Source organism: Terriglobia bacterium, assembly GCA_020072645.1.
GTDB lineage: Bacteria > Acidobacteriota > Terriglobia > Terriglobales > Acidobacteriaceae > Angelobacter.
In genome coordinates this window covers 1-22411 of record JAIQGK010000034.1, presented here as the reverse complement: position 1 = coordinate 22411, position 22411 = coordinate 1, and the positions used below count along the sequence as shown (strand labels likewise).

General features: G+C 55.4%; 7 protein-coding genes. All 7 read left to right on the top strand.

Translation table 11 applies throughout. The features are described 5' to 3' along the window. Position 1: 1 nt before the first annotated feature. Positions 2-6517: a hypothetical protein gene (locus tag LAO76_27375; protein MBZ5494665.1), complete on the top strand. Its 6516-nt coding sequence runs from the start codon at positions 2-4 to the stop codon at positions 6515-6517. Further along, the gene (locus LAO76_27370) at positions 6501-10748 is read left to right on the top strand and encodes a hypothetical protein (protein MBZ5494664.1); all 4248 of its coding nucleotides are present in this window, start codon (positions 6501-6503) and stop codon (positions 10746-10748) included. The genes LAO76_27375 and LAO76_27370 overlap by 17 nt, the downstream gene beginning before the upstream one ends. Before the next feature lie 533 nt (positions 10749-11281). Then, a complete protein-coding gene (locus LAO76_27365; protein MBZ5494663.1) occupies positions 11282-11431 on the top strand; it encodes a hypothetical protein in 150 nt (49 codons plus the stop codon). A gap of 545 nt (positions 11432-11976) precedes the next feature. Then, positions 11977-12912, top strand: a complete 936-nt coding sequence (locus LAO76_27360) for a hypothetical protein (protein MBZ5494662.1) — start codon at positions 11977-11979, stop codon at positions 12910-12912. Between the two features lie 311 nt (positions 12913-13223). Continuing rightward, positions 13224-14156, top strand: coding sequence for a hypothetical protein (locus LAO76_27355; protein ID MBZ5494661.1), 933 nt, complete (start codon positions 13224-13226; stop codon positions 14154-14156). Between the two features lie 27 nt (positions 14157-14183). Further along, entirely contained in the window at positions 14184-15251 is a 1068-nt protein-coding gene (locus tag LAO76_27350; protein MBZ5494660.1) for an LLM class flavin-dependent oxidoreductase, read from the top strand. 97 nt (positions 15252-15348) lie between these two features. Continuing rightward, positions 15349-22411, top strand: a 7063-nt coding sequence (locus LAO76_27345) for an amino acid adenylation domain-containing protein (GenBank protein MBZ5494659.1), incomplete at its 3' end; no start/stop codon positions are given.

Sequence of the window (22411 nt, the reverse complement as noted above, 5' to 3'; positions counted from 1 at the left end):
CATGTCTAGCTTGATCGTAATCCGGATTGTTCCTGAGACGGCAGTGGATGCGGGCACTTTCACCAATTACCTGACTGCCCTGGGCGGTCTGCGGATCAGGGCTTTTGACTTATCGTTCAACAGCCCAACTACGGGCCAGAATGTCGGAACGGCCACCTACATAGCACCGACCACTCCGCCCAGTCCAACCAGTCCGGTATTATTCACTCTCCCCGCGCCTGGTCCGACGATCAAACCTCCGAAGTACCCGGCCGGCACTACCAACGGCATCGTGCAACAGTACGACCAGGTACCGGGCCAGAGTCTGGGGCCAATAACGGAGTCCAGCTTTTTTGAACTCAAGTCGGTAGCCACAGCAGTCATTCAAGTATCCGCGCCAACCGCATTCGAAAATCTTCGGCTTGAGGTCCAATGGGGTAGCGGGGCAGGTTCACAATCTATTCCCGTCACCACTGATTATTACGACGTGGCGCTTGCGCCCGGGCCCAGCCCTAATCCCAATTTTTGGGCTGCGCTTCCACCGAGCCTGTACCTGTCACTTCCTGCGCCTCCCGCAAGCGCCAACGCGGTCTCGGTCTCGCTGCCGAGTGATGGTACACCACCTCCATTCGATTCACTCCTGAGTGCCGTGAAGGGCGTACTGAACCTGGACCCAGGAGGAACTCCAGATATTGGAAAGCTAACGCCGGACCAATGCCGTAACATCGCCTATGAAATCGTGTGGGGACAGCAGAAGCCGGTACCGGCAGCGCCCGACCGCATCGAAGATTTGTATACAAATCCCCCGAATAAAGGAGTCTTTCTTTCCGGTAGCACCCCTAACCAACTTGAAGCTGACCGCCAGCAATTTGAGGCCAATCTCAAGAGCTACTACACAACTGCCGATGCCACCGCCGACCGTTTGACGAATTACGTTTATTCGCTTGCGGCCGCAGTCGCTTGCGAGGAGCAGTGTCTGAAAGCACGGCAAGCGATACTGGACTTTCCGGCGAATCCCAGTCAGGCCGGCCCAACTCCAACGAGTTCAACAGAAATCATCCTCACTGCGTTTGGCGGCGTTAACCCGCCTGTAAATTTTGGCGTGCCCGCAGCGTATTTTTATGCCCTCGGGGCCTCGATGCCGCCACAAATTACCCCGACGCAGCGTTTTCGAATGGCCTCCGGGGACAAGCCGCAGCACGTACTAGCGCAGTTGACCGCCGCCATCAATGCCCGGACCGTTTCCGATGCAGAAAAGTTCGCGACTCTGCCTGCTGCGCCATCCATCAACGCGGCCCAAGCGGCGCGCCGGATCATTGCACTGGGGGTTCCAGTTGGGTCGACAACGCCGCTTGCGCCGCTGGACACAATTACGCTTCAAACCAGCGGGGATACGCCTGCCGGAAGCACGCTGCCTTTCAGTTCGACGACTGGAGTCAGCGCCGGCATGTCCATAACCGGTGCAAATATCCCCGCCGATACAACTGTCTTAGGGGTCACAACAACTTCTGTCACCATGAGCCAGCCTGTTTCAGGCGACGTGCCGAAAGGTGCAAGTATCATCTTTACGCCGGCATTTTCAGCCGACCTCAGGCAACTGGTGCAAGCATGGCTGGCCTACCCACCATCGGCCGCGCCGCCCGCTCCGCCGAGCAGTCAAACCTATCAGCCGGACGATGACGCAGCCCAATTCTGGCCCGGCGCAGCCACTGCGCATGCCAGTGCCTTCCTTAACCTGGTGCTCTGCGCACTGACCAAAGGCTATTTCATTCCTGCCCCAGTGAATGCATCTCTGGGTGACAAAATAGTATCCGGCTTGCTTGCACCTCTGGCTGCACTTCCCACAATAGCTACTTTGGCTTCGGTAACCGACGAGCAGTGGAATGGGTTTTTCCAGAAGAATCCGACCTGGCTTCCGCCATTTACCAAGCCGGGCAATACCGCCGCGCGAACAGCGGCATTCATTCGTTATGCGCAGAAGTTTTTTGCAGTGGTCGCGGCGGGCCCACCTAGTTCAATCAATGTCGCGACTAGCGCCGCGACCTTACTTGGCAATGTCCTGCACTTTACATCAACGGCAGGAATTGCGGCCAAGATGTCAGTAGCTGCAACAAATCTTCCTTCGGGCACAATTCCTGGGGGTACCACCGTCACAGGGGTAACAGCTACGTCGGTGACATTGAGTCAGCCGCTAGCCGGAACCGTTCCGAGTGGCGCCAACATTACCTTCACCCCAAACTTTTTGAGCGGGACTTCGCGCACGCTGCCTCTTTTGCAAGCTCCCTCCACCGACTGGCTTTCAGTATGCCTCGGCTTTTACGGAGCCTACACCTTAGGGTCCGGCTTCGACGTTGACAAGCTGACGGCCGCGGCGGCCCAGGTGTTTGCCGATGATCAAGAAGCGCAGGATTGGCTGGTGGACGCACTGGTGACAATCGACAGCCTCTACCAGATACTGAACTCCGTTCCGCTCCCGCCGACAAATCCCAAGAATTTCGAGTTCTCGCTCGCAGAAGCGCTTTACGCGCGCGGCTTCACTTCTGCCGAGGACATAACAGAACTATCCAGTGCGGACTTCCAGCAGGCGCTCACCGGCACGGTGGCGTATGACCTTGCCGGCGACATCTACGATTCTGCTGCAAAGATCGCTCCTCCGGAACCCACACCCCCGCCGCCGGGAGACGGTTTTCAGCCGGTAAATCCCGACGGGTCGCTCACCAACTGTATTCCGCCTGCCTGCCTTTCGCCGCTTGGGCCGGTGGCCTATTTGAGCGACATGCTGCGGGCTTCAGAGAATTCCACCTGCGACGATCCTTTTGCGTCGCCTGACGAAGAACACACCACGCTGGGAGGAGCCATTGCCGGCCGGCGCAATCTTGGCGGTCTTGAGGCTACCTGCGCCAATCTGGAAACACCCATTCCTCTTATCGACATCGTCAATGAGTGCTTGGAGAACCTCGCCGTGGAAACGCCTTCCACGGCTCCCGTCGCCTATAACACGAGTGCGACCACTGTTGCAGGTCACGACCTCTGTAAGGAAAACCACTGCACAGACGAGCTCAAGGACGACTGCTGTTCAGAAGAACACAACAAAGATGAGCACTGTCACAAACCGGCATCGCTGCTTGCCACACTGCCTGAGCATTCATCGCCGGCGACCCCGGTGGCTCAGCCGGGCGCATATGACAGGCTCAAGTCAGACTTCTCCTCCTGTTGCCTGCCATATTCCCAACCGCTGGATCTCGCGCGTTCCTATCTGGCCCACATGCGGACGTGCCGGCATGAAGATATGCGAACATTCAGGAAGAACATCACTGAGTTCGCGCTTGATTCGTCTCTTGCGCCGCCAGTGTTCCAGGCCCATCTGTGGCGCTATCCCGTGCGCATTGAAATCGCGATTGAATACCTTGGCCTCACGCCGGAGGAATACGCGGCGCTCTTCAACCCAGGCGATGTTGCTACCGCTACACTCTACGGTTTTGGCGCGAATGATGAAGGCTGGACGGAAACGGTGGTTCAACTGCCTGAGTTCCTCAAGCGCACATGCCTCACGTACTGCGAATTCGTGGAGTTACAGCGGGCGCTGCAGGGATCTCAAATCGTAGAATTTGTGAGCGGCGATGAAAAAGGATTTTTTCCTGATTGCGAGCCATGTTGCCTGGGAGAGTACGAAATCACTTTTGCTTCTCCACAAGACACACCACAGGCGCTGCGACGCTTGGCAATTTTCATTCGAGTGTGGCGCAAGCTGAAAGAAGTGTGCGGCGCAAGGTATTGCTTTGCGGAGTTGCGGGACATCTGCGAAGTCCTTGGCTTATTCACAAACACCGGTATCAACCCGAATTTCATCCGTCAGCTTGCAGCATTCCAGATCCTGCGTGACCAATTCACTATGCCGCTGGCAGACAGGACGGACCAGCAGGCCGGCGCAACGGACGCCGAACGCAGTCATCTGCTTGCACTGTGGGTTGGTCCGGCCGCACCCAAATGGAATTGGGCCGTGGAACACCTTCTGGCCAGGGTTCAGCACCACGCACAATTGCATCACAAGGCCGCCCGCCGCCTGCCGGAATTCATCAAGTTGCTTGCTGAGAACCTCGATCCGTTGTCAAGGCTGGCGGGATTCGATCCTGATCGGCCCAGTGACACCTGGCACGCACGCCCGGCGAACACGCTACGCTTCGCAGAGGTGCTGGCCAAGATCTCTGCATCACACTTTAGCGTCGGCGAAATCGTCTTCCTTTTCACGGCAGACGAACATCTGGACGGCGACGATCCTTTCCCGCTGCAAGAATTAAATGAAGCGCTCGATTCACCACTTGGGTTACCCGATGACGAGCATGAGCATTCACTTCTGGCGCTGCGACGGAAGCTCCTTTCCATCCGTGTTCCCGAAGAGGAAGCCCGTGAATGGACGTGGCACCGAATTGAAGCTTCGCTTCGCAGTGAGTTTGGTTACGCTCCGCCGGCTGGGAGCCCGGACGCGCTGACTTCGCTCGCGGAGCACTTCTTTCCTCATATTCTCGAATCATATGGCCAGATGGTTGATGCGAAGAAGCGGCAGTACCGCGTCGATCTGGCGGGAACCCCTCCGCTGATGTGGAATACACCAGCGGACGGCCCTTTCCGCTACGATGCCTCAGCACAGCAGCTCTGGACAAAGTTGCCACTGCAAGATGAGGCTGTCATCGAGAAGCTCAGCAGCATGCGACAGCTAACCCCTGCCGAGCAACAAGCTGTGCAGGACCTGTATTACCTGCCCCGGCTGGATCTTGTTCCGTTTGCCTTTCTCTTTGCGGATTTCAGGAGCGCCGACGAACGGCTGATTCAGGAGAAGAACGAAGAAGAACGGTGGACTTGGTTCCGAGGTCATTTCGCCCTTGCCCACGCGCGCTGCCGAATCATTGCTGAACACCTTGCGTGCCATGCCCAAAATGAAAGCGAGCGGCAGTGGGAAGATGCCAATGAAACAGCGTGGCTCATACTGAAACGTCTGTTTGCCGACGAGAACCGTGCAGCCAGTTCCTGGGAAGACGATTCAGGCAAAGTACCGCAGGTGACCTGGACACCCCAGCCCAACGGCGGTGCCTTCGCCGCCCTGCTGGGACTCACAGGCACCGGGCTACTGGGCGAGTTCACGCCTATCCAGGGCGGAGTTGGCTATCGCGAAGTCCCCGGGCCAATGCGCGCTTTCGGACATGACAGAAACCGCAAGAATTGCCCGGTTCCCACGGTACTTCCCACTATGGATCTGACTCTTACTCCCGCGCAAGCTAGTTTCATCACGGCCCGGAATGGGTTCGCCATGAAGGACGAGCACGGCACCGCGCTCGGCGGGGCGCAAGGCTTTACGGTGCATTGGACTGGTGTGCTCTTAGTCGACAAGGAGGGCCGCTACGAGTTCCGAGCTGGCGCTCCAACCCCTGAAGGCGAAAAGCCCGATTTCGAAGCCGCTGAACATCGGCAGTGGAAGGTTACGTTGAAGCGGGGCCAGAAAACGTGGGTTCTGCTCAGGCACCATTGGGAGGAAGAAGAACCGCAGCACACACTGGCAGTTGCTCTCAAATGCGGGGCTTACCATATCACTGTCGAGTTCACAGAGCCGGCACCTCGCTTTACTCACGAGGAAGGCGTGCGCCCTCTCCATACCGGCTTCGAGATAAAGTATACCGGACCGGACAGCGATGACCGCTGGATTGCTTTGCCGTTGCATCAGTTGTTCCGCGAGACCAAAGACGACACACTCCAGCAAGGCATCGACACCCTCAGCGGCAAGGCAGCAGACTTCCTGCAACAGCAATTTACCAGCACGCTGCGCGATATCCGTCGGACCTACCAGAGAGCTTTCAAAGCACTTCTATTCGCGATAGGGTTTGAGTTGTCAGGCAAGCGAGCGCCCCACTACGGCCAGTCCGAACTTGGATATATGCTGGACGACGCAGACTTGTTCGCCGGGGTTTCTTATTACCGGGATCCAACCCTGTTCTCAAAACACCTGGCGAATTTCGACTTCAATTTTCTCCCCCTGAGGGACAACTACCAGCCTCCGGCTCCTGTGCAGGACCTGCGCGTCCAACCCACAGTCAAGAGAGAACAGGCGCTGTTCGACTGGTGGGAACGATCGTTCGACTACGTCCAGATGAGGGAACAAACCAAGTCAGCCCACCAGCATCCTCTCTGGCTGCTTTTTGAGGAAGCGACAGAGCAACAGCCGGACAACGCAGGGCATTTACTGCGTCACATGGACGTCGATTTTCGGTACGCCCAAGCCGTGCTGCATTATTTTATCGACCAAACGGTGCCACTTTACGAAGTTACGAGTAATGACTTGAAGGACGACCGTTGGGCGGTCCGAGTGTGGCATTCGAACCAGTTTGTCAGACGACTGGTGCGGCACTTCCATGTCAACGATCTTCGCGATGCAAGGCCCTATCTGTGGGCTTCTGACGATCCCGGTATGGCAGTGAGCGGGGAAACGCGGAGCGGTAACGAGAACCTGACGAAATTTGTTTGCGACGGTCGTGAAACGACTCAATGACCGCTTGCGCGAGCATGCCAGGTGCGCATTGATTGCCTATCTTTGCTCTCAGGACAGGGTACCGCTACCCTGGCCTAGTCCTGCAAATGCCCGATCAGGCAGGGATCTGAGTGATCTGCTGTTGCTCGACGTGGAAGCGGGGCTGTGCGAGAAAGCCAGCCGGATTGAGGAAGCCATCGGCGCAATCCAGAGCTTCGTGCAACGGGCACGTCTCGGACTGGAGCCCGGATGGTCCGTGAACTGCGCCTTCGCGCGGATGTGGGACCGTCAATTTGCGACATTCCATATCTGGCAAGCTTGCAAACGCCGTGATCTATATAAGGAGAACTGGATCGAATGGAGCGATTTGGAGAAAGCCCGTCGCGTTGAAGCGTTCCGCTTCCTGGAATCGGAACTGTGTAGCTCCGCCCTGACTGTGGCAGTGCCGGGAGGACTCGAGTGGTGGCCGGATGAGCGTCCGCCCGCTCACAGTGGCCTGGAGGCGCTGCAAAAACGCCAACCGACCAGAATGCAATTGCTTGAGCCGGCGCGAGAAGGCTTGAAGTTTCTGGCTACTCCCGAGCGCGATGCCCGACCCTCCTGGCTTGCAACGGTTGCGGCAAGCGCAAGCAACGATCGGGATGTAGACCCCCGCGCAGCTACGGGCAATGCCGCGAACCAGCTTCCGTTTTGGATGGAGGCTGCTATTCGCCTTGGAACACGCTTTTATCGCATCGCCGCCGCGGGAGTACCTCCTGCAGGCATGGGCTTCGAACCTCACAAGAAGCATCATGGGGAAAAAAGCTGCGTAGAATGCTGCGATGAGTGCGGATGCTCTCATCCCGTCCTGGTCGACGAGTACTATTTTTGGCTAGTCGACGGTAGCTTTTTTAACCCACCAACGCCCCCTTCGGGGAGTTTTCCGACAACCTCTCCAGATGATTATCAGTACGGCTATCAGGACGATTACTACGATCCGAATCAGCAACAGTCGACCTTCTGGCAGGATCCGAACCAGTTGCCGCAGTTGCTGGAATGGCAGACAGCGCCCATGGTTCGGCTTGCGTGGTGTCGCGTGCATAATGGTGAGTTCCAGCAGCCCCGAAGATCCGCCAAGGGCGTAGCGGTGACAGCCATCGCCGACTCTGATCTTACTTTTCAGGGAAGAGTTGGGGATTCGCTGACTTTCTCTGTCAGCAATCCAGCAATCCCGTCGCCCCAGCCGGGCTACCTCGACACGTCCGATCCCGGCTTCCGTTACGATCTCGCGACAGACTATGCCACGGTGCTTCCGTTGATAACAGCCCCACCGAGCCCCGGCGTTACCTATCCGGGCGGTCTGCCGGCGTACCCGTATTTCGTCTATGACCGACCCGGGACGCACCTCTTCCCGCTGTCGCTCTTCAGCCCTGCCCTTGCGGTCGGATCGGCATTGAGGACGCACTGCCGCTTTGAAGCTGCGCTGAAGTGGTACCAGCTCGTCTTTGATCCCCTTCGACAGGACTGCACTTGGGTTCACTGTCCCGACAAAGGTCCTTCATCGCCGCCCCCCGCCGAGGGAGACAATGCTCCAACCTTGGTGGAGGTCGCCCCGAAGATCAATGTACCGAAGGATCTGGATGGATCCGCGCAAGGTGCGTGCTGTGATAGCACGAATATTTCCTGCGCGGATGCAAGAACTCGCTCCATCGTCTTGCATTATCTGGAGACACTCCTGGAGTGGGGCGACGCGACGATGCGCCGAAGTTCACCCGAAGCGTTTCAGCGGGCGCGTCTTATCTTTGATACCGCCTCGTTAATCCTGGGCCAGCAGCCCTGGTCAGTCCTGCTGCCGGAGTCGCTGACTCCACAAACGGTGACTGATTTCAAGCCGTTCTTCGCCCCTCTGAATCCTCGGCTCCTTGATCTTTACGATATTCTCAAAGATCGCTTGAGTTTGATTCATGCGTGCCTTAATTCGCGCCGGTTGCCCAACGGGCGCGTCGATTGCGAAATGCCATACTTTGGAATTGACCCGCTGAGCGAAGGTTGGCGCAGTACGGTTGAGCCCTGCGCCGAAGACGCCGAGTGGTGCTATTTGCACAGCCCCTACCGCTTTATCTTCCTCGTACAGAAGGCGCAAGACTTTGCAGCAAGGTTGAAGGAATTGGGAGGTGAACTCCTTGCTGCATTTGAAAAAGGCGATGCCGAGTACCTAGCCTCTGTACGCGCGGGTCACGAACGCGAACTGCTGACACTGGGGCTTGCGTCAAGAAAAGATCAATGGCGGGAGTCCGACTGGCAGGTCGAAGCGTTGCAAAAGACGAAGGCGGTCAGCCAGGCAAATCTCGCCTATTACAACGGTCTCATTCAGACTGGCTTGATTAACGATGAGATCCAGTATCAGGATCTTACTATTACATCCACGGTACTCCGTGCAGCAGGTGACGTCTCTGAAGGAATTGCCGCCGCCGTCGGCGCCATACCTAACATGTTCACCGGAATCGCTGGGTTTGGCGGGACTCCTCTGTTCTATACACAACTCCCCGTGGGGACGCCCTTGGCGTCGATTTTCGCCACTGCCGCCCGCATCATGAACGGATTGGCGGAAATAGCCACCTCGACTGCCGGCCTACAACTGACGGAAGGAGGCTGGCAGCGCCGTTCCGATGAGTGGGCTCATCAGGCGCAGATTCTCACCATTGAGATTGAGCAGATGGAATTGCAGATACTGGCTGCACAAAGGAAGCGCGACCAGATGTTGCTAGAGTTAAATTCTTTCAAACGTCAGATGGAGCAATCCAAAGAAATCCACGATTTCTTCCGGGATAAATTCACCGCTCATGATTTATATCTTTTCCTCCAAAAGGAGACAGCGGCACTCTACTACAAGACATATGATCTTACGGTTTACGCCGCACGACAAGCGGAAAGGGCCTTCAATGTTGAACGCGGGTATACTGCTCGGCGATTCATTCCTGAGTGTGCCTGGAATAGCCTGCAAGAGGGGCTGATGGCGGGGAAGCGCCTGGAAGTCGCCCTACGTCTGATGGAAAAAGCATATCTTGATGAAAATGTTCGAGAGTACGAATTGACTAAGCATTTTTCGCTCCGGCTGCACTTCCCAATGGAGTTCCTGCGCCTGCGAATTGCCGGTTGTTGCGAAATTGAACTCCCAGAGTGGATGTTCGACCTCGATTTCCCCGGCCATTACATGCGCCGTATCAAGAACGTGACACTCACCATTCCCTGCGTTACCGGCCCATACACGGGAGTGCATTGCCGCCTGACACTTATCAGCAGTGTCACACGGAAAGATCCGCGCTTGAGTGCGCCTCCGCATCATTGTTGTTGTCCTTCTAAACAGCATCGCTGCGCAGACAGAGAACTGGAGGGTGGCTACGCGGCTTGTGCCGACGATCCGCGGATGGTGCGACAGTATGCGGCCAAGGAAGCCATCGCAACCTCGAGTGGGCAGAATGACTCTGGGATGTTCGAACTCAACTTCCGCGACGAGCGGTATCTACCGTTTGAATTCCTAGGGGCGGTAAGCCGCTGGCGGATCGAGCTTCCGCTAGAAAACAACTACTTTGACATGGACACGTTGAGCGACATGATCCTCCACCTGAACTATACAGCTCGGGAAGGCGGAGAGTTGTTGCGACATGAAGCTAGCGAAGTCGCGCAATGTCATTTGCCGGGAAACGGCTGGGCCTATTTCGACGTGCGTCATGAGTTCCCGGATGCGTGGGAGTTGTTCCGCGAGGCATGTCAACGAGGTAAGAACGAACGAGAAATTGATCTGAAGCTCCTTCGGCACATGTTCCCTTTCGTTCCAGGAAACAAAGATTTGTGGATTACCAAACTGGCATTGTTTTTTGAAACAGTGGATGGAGACGGCCGGAATTGCCTCAGTCCGGGAGAATGTCCGTGCCCGACGGGCGACGAGCCGGCCTGCCACCTAGTGGAGTTCACCATGGGCTGCGACGATGAAGACGATGACGAGTTGGAGGAGTTGACATTTGCCTGCTCCGCTAGTTGTGACTGGCCAGGACTGTATCACGGAGTACTTGATGCTAGCGTTGGGCCGTTGCATCGGCAGCGTGGTGGCCGCATTCGCCTCGAGTTCCTCGCCGGCGTTGGCATGATAAGGAGCATGTTCCTCTTCTGCCGTTATGAACTCCGTCCCGTGTGTGATGGCCCGAGAGCGCCTCGTGCTGCGGCGTCATCTCGCGATTCTCCCTCGTCCAAAGTGAAAACGTACACGAGTTGAGTTGTGCCTACTTGGCGCGTTGCATCTAACATGCCCTGCACGGCCACATTCCTGGCCGTGCAGGGCCAGTATGCGCCAAAGCGCGCCTTTTCAGTACTTGATATAAATGCTTCCGTGCGCGCGAAGTTGCGGGCAAGTTCATTGATTTAGCACGGTGAAACTAGAAAAATCTGCAATTCAATCGCTGGCTCTTAATCAGTCGTCCTGAAGAGATTCGGACAGACCAAAAATCTAGGTACATTAAAGGGGCGATAACAGCGTCCATTGCGTGCTTTACACACTCTCAATGGAAGTCGCTAATCAGTTGAGGTCGAACGAGTTGCCGAAACTCTGAGGCTCGAGTCCCTTCTTCGCCATCATTCCAATCGTATTTTCGGGGCAACCCGCCCAAATTGGGGCGTGGAAAGCCCCGCATCTTGTATTTGCCTCTACTAGGAACCTGCTCACTGCGTAAGGCGAAAATTGCAGCATTGATCATCGAAAAAAAGGGGGCTGATTCCCCACAGATCAGCCCTTAACCCACTGGTTAGTTTTTGGGCGCAATTTGGGCGCAAATAGCGCCGATTACGCCGGTTTTGTCACGCCAAGCCGGCTATAAGTCCTTTGCCATCACCAAATCGCCGTTTTCTTCGTTCCATGGCATAGAAGAGGTCGTCGGTTCGATCCTGACCACCACCATCTAAAATCCGCATCGCCCATGTGGTCCGCATGGTGGGCTGGATGGGCATGATTGGAAGCATGACCTTTCTCGGTTGGCGCTTTCACCATGACCATGCTGATCCTGCGTGAACCCTTTCGTGAGCCTCGGAGATCGCAATTTCGCCCTCACTAAAACGCGATTGAGCGGCTTTCAGATTCCGATAATGATACGCCTGATCTTTTCTTAAAGGTATATAACCAAAAAACCGTGACTGCTCAGCGCAGCACTGCGCCGGGTTGCGGATTCAATCAGGACATCTTCAATTGGAACCAGAAATGGGACTGACGGGGCGGTAGCCTGCCCATTGAACCGTGAGCTCTGACAACATCAATTATTGTCCTGTATCTCCCTGCTGTTGATCTGTGGTTGATCAGCATTAATCAGCGGTAAGAAGAATTGGTTGCAGTTTGGCTGCGCCGTGTCTTCGGTTATGTGCTCTCCGAGCCTTCCTTATACATCTGTTCAATCATCCCTGTGTGAATGAGGTCCTTGGCGGGGACCGACAGCAGCAGGATTGGAGGTAAATCTATGATCCGTGAGGACACTGCAAGGTTAGTCATTATCGAACACGGTGATCGTGCTGTTGATATGGATCTTGCGGTCGAATCTCTCAAAAAAGACCTGGTGGTGCTGGTGCAGAATTTAAGCGCGGAGCAGGCTGACCATGTCATGCACCAGATAGCTGAAAAACTCGGCCTCAGTGACGCGTTGAGTTTACAGGCAGGCATGGCCGGATTTCATGGCCATCGTCACAATATCAGCAAGTACTTCATGAGCGTCAACAAGCGCACTGACTACCAGTTTATTACTCCTCATTCCGAAGGCAGCAGTTTTGTGGGCATGCAGCTAGCGACCTTTTACTGCTATGAGAACACCACCGATGGCGGTGAAACCATTCTGATGAATGTTGACGACTCAAGTCATGCGTGGCGGTGTGTGCGTGAGAGAGTGATGAGAGGAAAGCTGGGGAACAAGCCACTCGCGCGGCATGAGATTCTGCGGGCCAAAGGACTGTACCAGCTCAATCTGCCGGACGACGTGCTCCGGGATGATGACCAGATTCTGCAGGAGCATGAGACCAAAATCCCCGGCCTTACTGTCGTTGAGGTTTTGGCTAAACCTGAGCCAGCATACTCTGCCGTTTTAAATCGCAAAGTAAACGTATATTGGGACAGTATTGATGGCGCAGATCTTGATTCGGTGCCGGAATACGCGCGGCTGCTGGCGCAATCAGGTTTACTCAAGGAGCCGCCCGGAGGCCTTGAACTCCGCCAACTGGATCCGGAAGCCGACCGGCGCATTTGGCATTCCGGCGTGCGCTATACAGAGCTTTTCAAATGCAAAATTACCCGCAAGTTAGCTCCCGGAGATCTTGTAATTCAAAACAACATGACCTGGGCCCACAGCGCCAGTAACTGGTCCCCTGGTTCGGGCACGCGGAAAATTGCCGCATCATTTGCGTAAGCTGGGGTGAGCGGCCTTGATGATGAGATCATTCGGTTCATCGAACTGCCGGATAACAGTACTCCTGTTAACATCTGTCTGCCACTACAGGTCTGATTCAAAATCGAATCGGACGGACAAAAACGCCACTTTTTCTCCGTGGGACCCCGATAATAATCGCACTCCCATTTTTTTCTGTTTATGAGCGATGAAGTCGCGATGATCGCGGAGCCTGCTCGCATGAATGCTGATACAGGTCTGCTCAAGAAACCACGGGAGAAATCCGATGTAGCTGAATCACAAAAGCCGTTCTGCAAGACCGAGGATGGAGAATGGGGCAGCTTCAACAACATAAGGGATGGGAAACTGCAGGATGTCCTGATCTGCTGGAACGGGCATTTCAACTGGCTTATTTCATCGTGCAGGACCGTGCTGCGGCGATTGAGATTGTTGCCACGGCCAAGAAAAGGCTGGCGGCTGAACAGGCCAGGGAGAGGAAAAGAGCTTATTGGCGCAACAAGCCTTTGAAACAGAAGATCCGGCGCATGACCCGCGATGAACAGGATGCGCTCCAATGGCTTATTTACCTCGAATCAGAAAGGTATGAAATTCAGCAGGAACAGGAAGGCACTCCTGACGAGCGGGCGATGGGAGTGCGGTATATCAAGTTTTTAGTGCAGATGACTGTGAATATGTCGTCCTTCTATGTTGCCGTTGGGTTGCACCGGATTTTGCATCGTTATAGCACGCCGGAAGTTCAGCAGGCTTATGAGCTGCTCACGGAAGAATATGCAGGCGCTGAGAAGTACCGGAGAGTAAAGCAGCAGCTCATGCGGAAAGTGGCTGAGCGCTTCGGCAAATTCATCACAATCACCCGGTCAGATAATCAGGAATTGCGCTTTGAACCCTATGAAGACCAGCGAGACTGCGTTGACCTTGCAACCCGTTGCCTGAAAATGTTCACACCCTGGAGCACGGTGAACGCATGCTGGTTTCGCTCAGTATCGGGCATAGCTGAAAGCGGTCCGCGAGTGCAAGGCGGTCCGGACACAGAAGAGATGAGGCGATGTCATGTCTTCATTCATCCGCCCTGCTTTGACCGGTTGGCCAAAACACTCGGCCTGTCTCCACGACGAGAAACTCTCGCGATGCCGCACTTCAAAATGACCCTGAGTTCCCAAGACCACCCGCATCTGATGATGGCCTCGGCCGTACAGCTTACGACCGAGGAGCGGGAGTTCATAGACTCAGTCCCAAAGTTTTAACTTGCCTGAACTGGAACTTTCAAAAGCATGAAATTTTCACTCTTTTTTGAAATGCAGACAGCGGATTCGACTCCTGAAAAGGAAGCAAGGCTGTTTCGCGATTGCGTAGAACAGGCCCGGCTCGCTGACGAACTCGGCTATCACTGTATATGGGAAGTTGAGCATCACGGATTGTATGAATACTCGCACTCATCAGCGCCGGAGGTTTTTCTTTCGTTCGTTGCAGCGCAGACAAGCAGAATCCGGCTTGGCCACGGTTGCACGCTGCTCCCGTACCGTTATAACCACCCGATTCGGATTGCCGAGCGCATAGCGACCCTGGATATTTTGTCCAACGGGCGCGTCAACTGGGGAACAGCACGGTCAGGATCAAGAGTAGAGCAGGAAGCTTTTGAGGTGGACAAGACCACCTTGCGCGACGAGTGGCAGGAAGCGCTTGAGATCATTCCCAAAATGTGGAACCCTGAGCCGTTCAGTTATAAAGGCCGGTTCTTCAACATCCCGCCCACACACATTGTGCCCACTCCGCTGCAAAAGCCGCATCCTCCGATCTTCGCGGCGTGCTCCAAGCCGGAAGACGCGCGTTCGGTCGGCAAGATGGGAATTGGTGCGCTGAATCTCGGCACTTACCGGAGCGATGCCCTGGCCAGTTGTATTTCTGAATATCGGGAGGCCATTGCCGTCAGCACGCCCATTGGGTCTACTGTGACCAATCATTTCGCGTGTACTGCAGCGTGCCTGGTCTTAAACGATGATTTTGAGGCGTGCCGCCATGGCCTGCGCGGGTCAACCTACTTTACCGAAGCGTTACTCCATTATTACCGGGGAGAAAGACCGGTCGGCGCTCTTCCTATAACCAAGGACTTCCTGCCGGATGATTATGTCCGCGATTTTGCGCGCGTCCGCAATGCGCCCCAGTCACAACTTTCTTCCGTGATTGGAGACCCGCAGGCAGCGCGTGAATCGGTCCAACGGTTCGTAGATGCCGGTGTGGATGAATTGATGCTCGTGATGCAAACCGGCACCACCCCGCATGAGTTGGTCATGGAATCCATTAAGACTTTCGCTGAAAAAGTCATGCCCCACTTCGCCTGATTCAACATCCTGGCGCTATCGCTCAAATAAAAATTGCTCACCGGACTGGTAGCAGTCACTGCACCTGCTTACACGCTGATCTCCTGGAAGGAAATGGATGGAAATCTTTGAAAACCCGGATCGTCTGGAAAGAACAACCCAGAGCCAACCTGCTGCAGCTCCACGAATGAAAGCGGCCATTGAGCCGAAGGCCCGGCCTGCACGGTTGCCTCTGTCCTATGCCCAGCAAAGCTTGTGGTTCATCAACAAGCTGAAAGGGACAAGCAGCGAATACAACCTGCTGTTTGGATTAAAGATAAAAGGAGCGTTGGACCGGGTATCCCTCGAGCGAGCAATCAATACCATAGTGGAACGCCATGAGAGCCTGCGGACTCGTTTTGAAGAGATTGATGGCGAGCCAGTGCAGGTCATTGAGCCGGGTTTGCGAATCTCCATGCCGGTTGAGGACTTGAGCTGGCTCGACGAGCAGACACAGGCAGCCCGAGTATTGCAGGCGCTGAAAGATGAAGGCGCTGAACCGTTCGATTTATCACGTGGCCCACTACTGCGGGTCAGGCTGCTGAAGCTGAATGAAACGGAGCATGTCTTCGTGGAGACCATGCACCACATTACAACCGATGGCTGGTCGTGGGGAGTATTTCATCGAGAGTTGCTGACAATCTATGACGCTTACCGGCAGGGACGCGGTAATCCGCTGGAACCACTGGCCATCCAGTATGCCGATTTCACATTGTGGCAGAGGAATTGGGTAGAGAGCGGGCGGCTGAATAAGGGATTCAAATATTGGAAAAAGCAATTGGAGGGTATACCGGAACGGCTCGAGCTGCCGGTGGACCATCCACACCACGTAGAGACGTTCCGGGCCGAAGTACAGGAGGCCCTCCTGCCGGCGGACCAGATGGCAGCCTTAAAGCAACTCAGCCGTGAGAACCAGGCGACGTTGTATATGAGCCTGCTGTCGGCTTTCGCACTGCTGCTCTCCCGATACAGCGGCCAGGATGACATTGTGGTGGGATCGCCAATCGCGAACCGTCAGGACCCGCAGTTAGAGCAGCTGATTGGCATCTTCGTAAACACGCTTGTGATGCGAGTACGCATCTCTCCGCAAGCGAGTTTCCGCGAGCTGCTGAATGAAGTGACGCAGACGACCTGGGATGCCTACCAGCACAAGGACGTTCCCGTGGACCGGCTTGTGGAGGAGATCTCTCCGCAAAGAAGCATTGACTATACCCCGCTGTTTCAGGTGGTGCTGGCATTGCAGAGCATGCCATTTGGCCTGGAAGCAGGAGAGTCATCTCTCGCACTGGAACCGATGATCGGCGATGCGGCCCAGGCACGCTGGGACCTTGAAGTCCACATTTGGGAAACTGGCGCGGGATTGAATGTGCGGTGGCTCTACAACCGGGACGTCTTTGAACCCTGGCGCACTGAGCAAATGGCAAAGCATTACCTTATGGTGCTCAATGCGGTTATAGCCCAGCCGGAAAAGCCGCTTCGCAACATTGATGTCCTCAGCCAGGAAGAACAGCAGCATATCCTTCACGGATTGAACGATACAAAAAAAGATGTGCCGGAGACCACGCTGGTTGAATTGTTCCAGCAGCAGGCGGCCATAAATCCGGGCGCCATTGCTGTTGCGCACAATCGATGCGAGCTGACCTATCTGGAACTGGATGCCAGGTCCAATCAACTGGCACATTATTTAAAGGAGCAGGGTTTACAGCCGGAGGACATAGTCGGTCTGGCAATGCCGCGTTCCCTAGAGATGATCATCGCCCTGCTTGGGATTTTAAAGGCGGGAGGCGTTTATTTGCCGCTGGACCCAGCCTATCCAGCCGAGCGGCTGTTATTCATGATTGCAGATGTTTCGCCAAGGTTTTTGTTTTGTGAACGCAATCTGGCATCAGTCCTGGCTGGCCGCAACTCAAGCCTCATTACCTTGGAATCTGATTGTGCTTTACGCGCCGGAATCGAATCTACCACTCCACTGCAACTCCCCGACTCGCGAAATGCCGCATATCTGATTTATACCTCTGGCTCAACAGGCAAGCCTAAAGGCGTGGCCCTTGAGCACCGCAATACGACGGCTTTCCTGTTCTGGGCCGAGAGCGTATTCGGGCCCGAAGACCGGGCAGAGGTCCTGGCATCTACTTCCATCAGCTTCGATTTATCAGTATTTGAAATCTTCCTTCCACTTTGCCGGGGAGGCAAAGTGGTCCTGGCCCAAAATGCGTTGGATGTTGCGAACGCATCGCGAACACACCAGCCGACTCTGCTTAATACAGTTCCATCAGCAGCAACGGAACTTCTAAGGACTGGCGCCATTCCGCCATCGGTGCGGGTGGTGAGTTTGGCCGGTGAACCGTTATCAAGTGCGCTTGTAGACAGCATCTACAGGGAGACGAATGCGCGCGTCGTTGACGCATACGGCCCTTCCGAAACGACTACTTATTCGACCTTTGCGTTTCGGGAACCGGGCGGCCCGGAAACCATCGGCAGGCCCATCCTGAATACGCAGATTTACCTGCTGGACAGTTTCTTGCGGCCGGTGCCGATTGGCGTAGTTGGTGATCTTTACATTGGCGGACGTGGAGTGGGACGTGGTTACGTGAATCGTCCGCGTCTGACGGCTGAGCGATTTGTTGCTAATCCGTGGGGAGAGTCGGGAAGCCGGATGTACCGGACTGGTGATCTGGCCCGCTGGAATTATGACGGAACGCTGGAATTTCTTGGGCGTTCTGACGACCAGGTGAAGGTCAGGGGATTCCGCATTGAACTCGGTGAAATTCAGGCAACATTGCTGGAGCATCCGCGCGTGCGTGATGCTGCCGTAATTGTCCGCGATGATGGCACACAAAAGGGCCTGGTGGGATATGTCACTCGCGCGGAGACTGCTGACGAGCAGGATGAAGCGCGAAAGTCACAGATATCGCAGTGGCAAGAGCTCTATGACTCCATTTACGAGCGGTCTCAGGAAACATCAGGGGCGTTCAACTTTGTGGGCTGGATGAATAGCTACACCGGGCAGCCAATTGCGCCTGACGAGATGGAAATCTGGGTGCAGGAGACAGTGGCCCGAATCAAATCACTCGGAGCGAAGAGGGTAGTTGAGGTTGGATGCGGAACAGGGCTTCTGCTGACCAGGCTTGCGGCAGACTGCGTCAGCTATATCGGTGTGGACTTCTCGCCGATCGTGCTGAAGCAATTGGCTTCCTCCTTATCCACGCGGCCTGATTTGCGCCAGGTGGAACTGAGGCATGGGCTCGCCCACGATTTGAGTTTTCTTGCCGATGGAAGCGTTGATCTGGTGATCGTGAATTCCGTAGTGCAGTACTTTCCGGAAGTTCATTACCTCATCGGCGTGTTGCGTGAGGCGGTGCGCGTCACCCGCAGCGGCGGTCATATCTTTATCGGCGATGTGCGCAGCCTGCCATTGATGGAGGCCTATCATGCGTCGGTTCATCTGCATAAAGCCGGCGCTGAAATGACAGTGGCTGAGCTGCGGCGCCGGATTGCGCAAGCCATGCGCGATGAGGAGGAATTACTGGTTGCGCCTCGCCTGTTTGAAGAGATAGGCCGGAACTGGGAAGATGTGGGCCGGGTCACATGCTCGCTGAAAGCCGGATGCTATGACAACGAATTAAGCCGCTTCCGCTATGACGTGGTGATTCGAGCAGGAGACAAGGAGGAAATAATTGATCCCGGACAGCAGATCTCCTGGACACAGGATGGAAGCTGGAAAACAGAACTTGAGAAAAGATTGCATGAAACTCCTCCCAATTCAATCGGGGTTCGCGGCATTCCGGACGCGCGCGCCGCAAAGGCGGTAAGGGCCGTAGAGTTGCTGGCAAATTCCCCAGCGGAGATGCGCGCCGGGGAGTTGCAAATCGCGGTGCAGCACGCGACAGGTGAAGATCCTGATGCAGTCATGGCGCTGGCGCGCAAACTTGGCGTGGAGATTCGCTGGCAGCGATTTGGAAGTGACGGCATTTACGATGCGGTATTCAATCCGCGCTGGCGCAGAGTGTCGAGGGCCGATCAGTTGTCGGCAGCGGACTACGAACGGTTTGCCAATACCCCCGCGAAAAATATGGGAGACGCAGAACTGGTCCAGGAGTTGAAAACTTATCTGGGACAAAAGCTTCCCGATTACATGGTGCCGCCGGCCATTGTCGTCCTGCCTCGCCTGCCATTGAAGCCGAATGGAAAACTGGACCGGCAAAAATTGCCGACCCCTGATTTCAATCTGCGCACCGCGGTCTATCGCGCACCACGAACGCCTGAAGAAGAGATCTTGTGCGAAATTTTCGCGCAACTCCTGGGAATGGACCGAGTGGGAGTTGACGATGACTTCTTTGCATTAGGTGGACATTCCCTGATGGCCACTCGCCTGATTAGCCGGATTCGGGCATTGCTGGGGGCCGACATCCAGGTTAGTACCGTATTTGAGGCGCCAAGCGTTGCGAAGCTGGCGGCAAAACTGTCGGGAGCACGAAGCAGCCGGGTGGCATTGGAACAAAAGCTTCGGCCGGAACATTTGCCCTTGTCCTACGGGCAACAGCGACTGTGGTTCATAGACAAGCTAAAAGGATCAAGCACGGAATATACGATCCCGGTACGCCTGCGGATAAGTGGAGAGTTGGATCCGGTGACGCTGGAACGGGCGATTAATACCATTGTTGAGCGGCATGAGAGCATGCGGACGCATTTCAAGGAAATGGATGGCAGGCCTGAACAGGTCATTGCGCCGCAAATTCTCATCAGCATGCCGAAAGATGACTTGCGTGGTCTCGATAAGCAGGCACAGTCAAGGCAGGTCATCGAGATTCTGAAGCAGGAAGGGGCCCGTCCGTTTGATCTGTCACAAGGGCCATTCCTGCGGGTCAGGCTGCTGAGACTGGGGGAGCAGGAACACATATTACTGCGGACCGTTCATCACATTGCTTCGGACGGTTGGTCGGAAGGCATTTTCAATAGAGAGTTGGCGGAAATTTACGACGCCTACCGGCAGGGAAAGGAAAATCCGCTCAAGCCGTTGAGATTGCAATATGCGGATTTCACGTTGTGGCAGCGGGAGTGGTTGCAAGGCGACTGGCTTACAGGGGAATTGGCATATTGGAAGCAGCAGTTAGCGGGCATTCCCGAGCGCCTGGAGCTATGCACTGACAGGCCGCGACCAGCATTGCAAACTTTCGAGGGTGAACTCTGTCACGTGAGACTCAACGCCGAAGCGGCAGGGAAGTTGAAGCGGTTTAGCCAGAGCCATCAGGCGACCCTGTATATGACGATGCTGGCTGCCTTTGGGGTACTGTTGTCGCGTTACAGCGGACAGCAGGATATTGTGGTGGCCTCGCCGATTGCGAACCGGCAGGACCCGCAGTTGGAAGAGTTGATCGGATTTTTTGTAAACACGCTGGTCTTGCGGATGGGAACGCAGGGAGAGAAGAGTTTCCGCAATTTACTGGGCGAAGTGCACCGTATGGCCTTGGAAGCCTACCAGCATCAGGACGTGCCATTCGAGCGGCTGGTGGAGGAACTTGCGCCTCGCCGCAGCCTGCAGACATCCCCGGTTTTCCAGGTAATGTTTTCGCTCCAGAACATGCCTTGGGAAGTCTATCAATTGAAGGGTCTGGAAATTGAGGTAGTCCGGGGGGATTATCCGCAGGTCATTGTGGATCTGGAAGTATATGCGGTGGAGCACGCAGGGGCCATCGAGATTTACTGGGTCTATAACCATGATCTGTTCGACCGCTGGCGTATGGAACAGATGGCACACCACTTCCTGCGCGTGCTCGAAGCCACGGTGGACGATCCGAGCCGGCACATCGGGCAAACCCAGTTGCTCGATGAGAAAGAGCTGCGGCACATTCTGGAAGAATTTAACCCGACTGAGCGCGATGTACCCGGAGCGACATTGCCGGAACTATTCGAAGAGCAGGCGAGAAGAACACCCCGCGCAACAGCGGTGATTGATGATGGAAAAGAACTCAATTATGAAGAGTTGAACCAGCAGGCGAACCGTCTCGCTCACTGGTTGATTGCTGAAGGGATTGGGCCGGAAGATCTGGTCGCAGTGGCCATTCCACGGTCATTAGAGTTGATGGTTGCGCTGCTCGGCATATTGAAATCCGGAGCAGCCTGCCTGCCGTTGGATACGAGCTATCCTGCACAGCGGCTGGCCTTCATGCTGGAAGATGCTCAACCAGCGTGCATGTTGACTGTGTCTGGGCTGGCTTCGCGGCTTGCTGATGACCTGCCTCAACTCGTTCTTGACAAGCAGGAAGCGCGGGACGTTCTGGCACATTTTTTAACAGGCAATCCGGGAAATGCAGATCGTCGAAAATCTTTGTCGGGGGAAAATCCGGCGTATGTCATTTATACGTCCGGCTCCACGGGCACTCCCAAGGGCGTGCTGGTGCAGCACTCGGCGATTGTAAATAAGGTCTCCACGCTCATCAGCTATTTCGGCCTTACCCGCACAACGCGCTATGCGGCGATCACCTCCACCATCTTTGATCCGTTATTTGAACAGATATTCTGTCCACTCTGCGCCGGGGGAATATCCATCATCATTCCTGATGCTGTCCGGGATGATGCAGAACGGTTCAGCGTCTACGCCCGCGAGCACAAGCCTTCCGTACTCGATGTCACACCCGGTCTAGCCGGGCATCTGGTTCGGCACAGCAGTTGGACTTTGCGTCTGGACACCTTGATTATTGGCGGCGATATCCTGCCGGTGCCTCTCGCGAACGAACTGTGGTCGAGCCGTGTAGCGCGCAAAATCTTCAATTTCTACGGCCCCACGGAAGTTTGTATTGACGCCACCGCCTGTGAAATCACCGCAACTTCTTTGGACGGAGCAGTATCTATTGGTTCCGCATTGCCGAATTACCGCCTTTACGTGCTTGATGGCGAAATGCAACCGGTACCCGTCGGAGTTGTGGGAGAACTTTATATCGCAGGAGTGGGACTGGCTCGCGGTTATCTGAAACGACCGGCCCTCACTGCCGAGCGGTTCCTGCCTGATCCTTATGGCGAGCCGGGAACCCGCATGTATCGCACCGGTGATCTGGCGTGGTGGCGCAAGGACGGCAATCTGGAGTTCATCGGACGCCGCGATCATCAGGTGAAGATACGTGGCTTCCGCATTGAACTGGGCG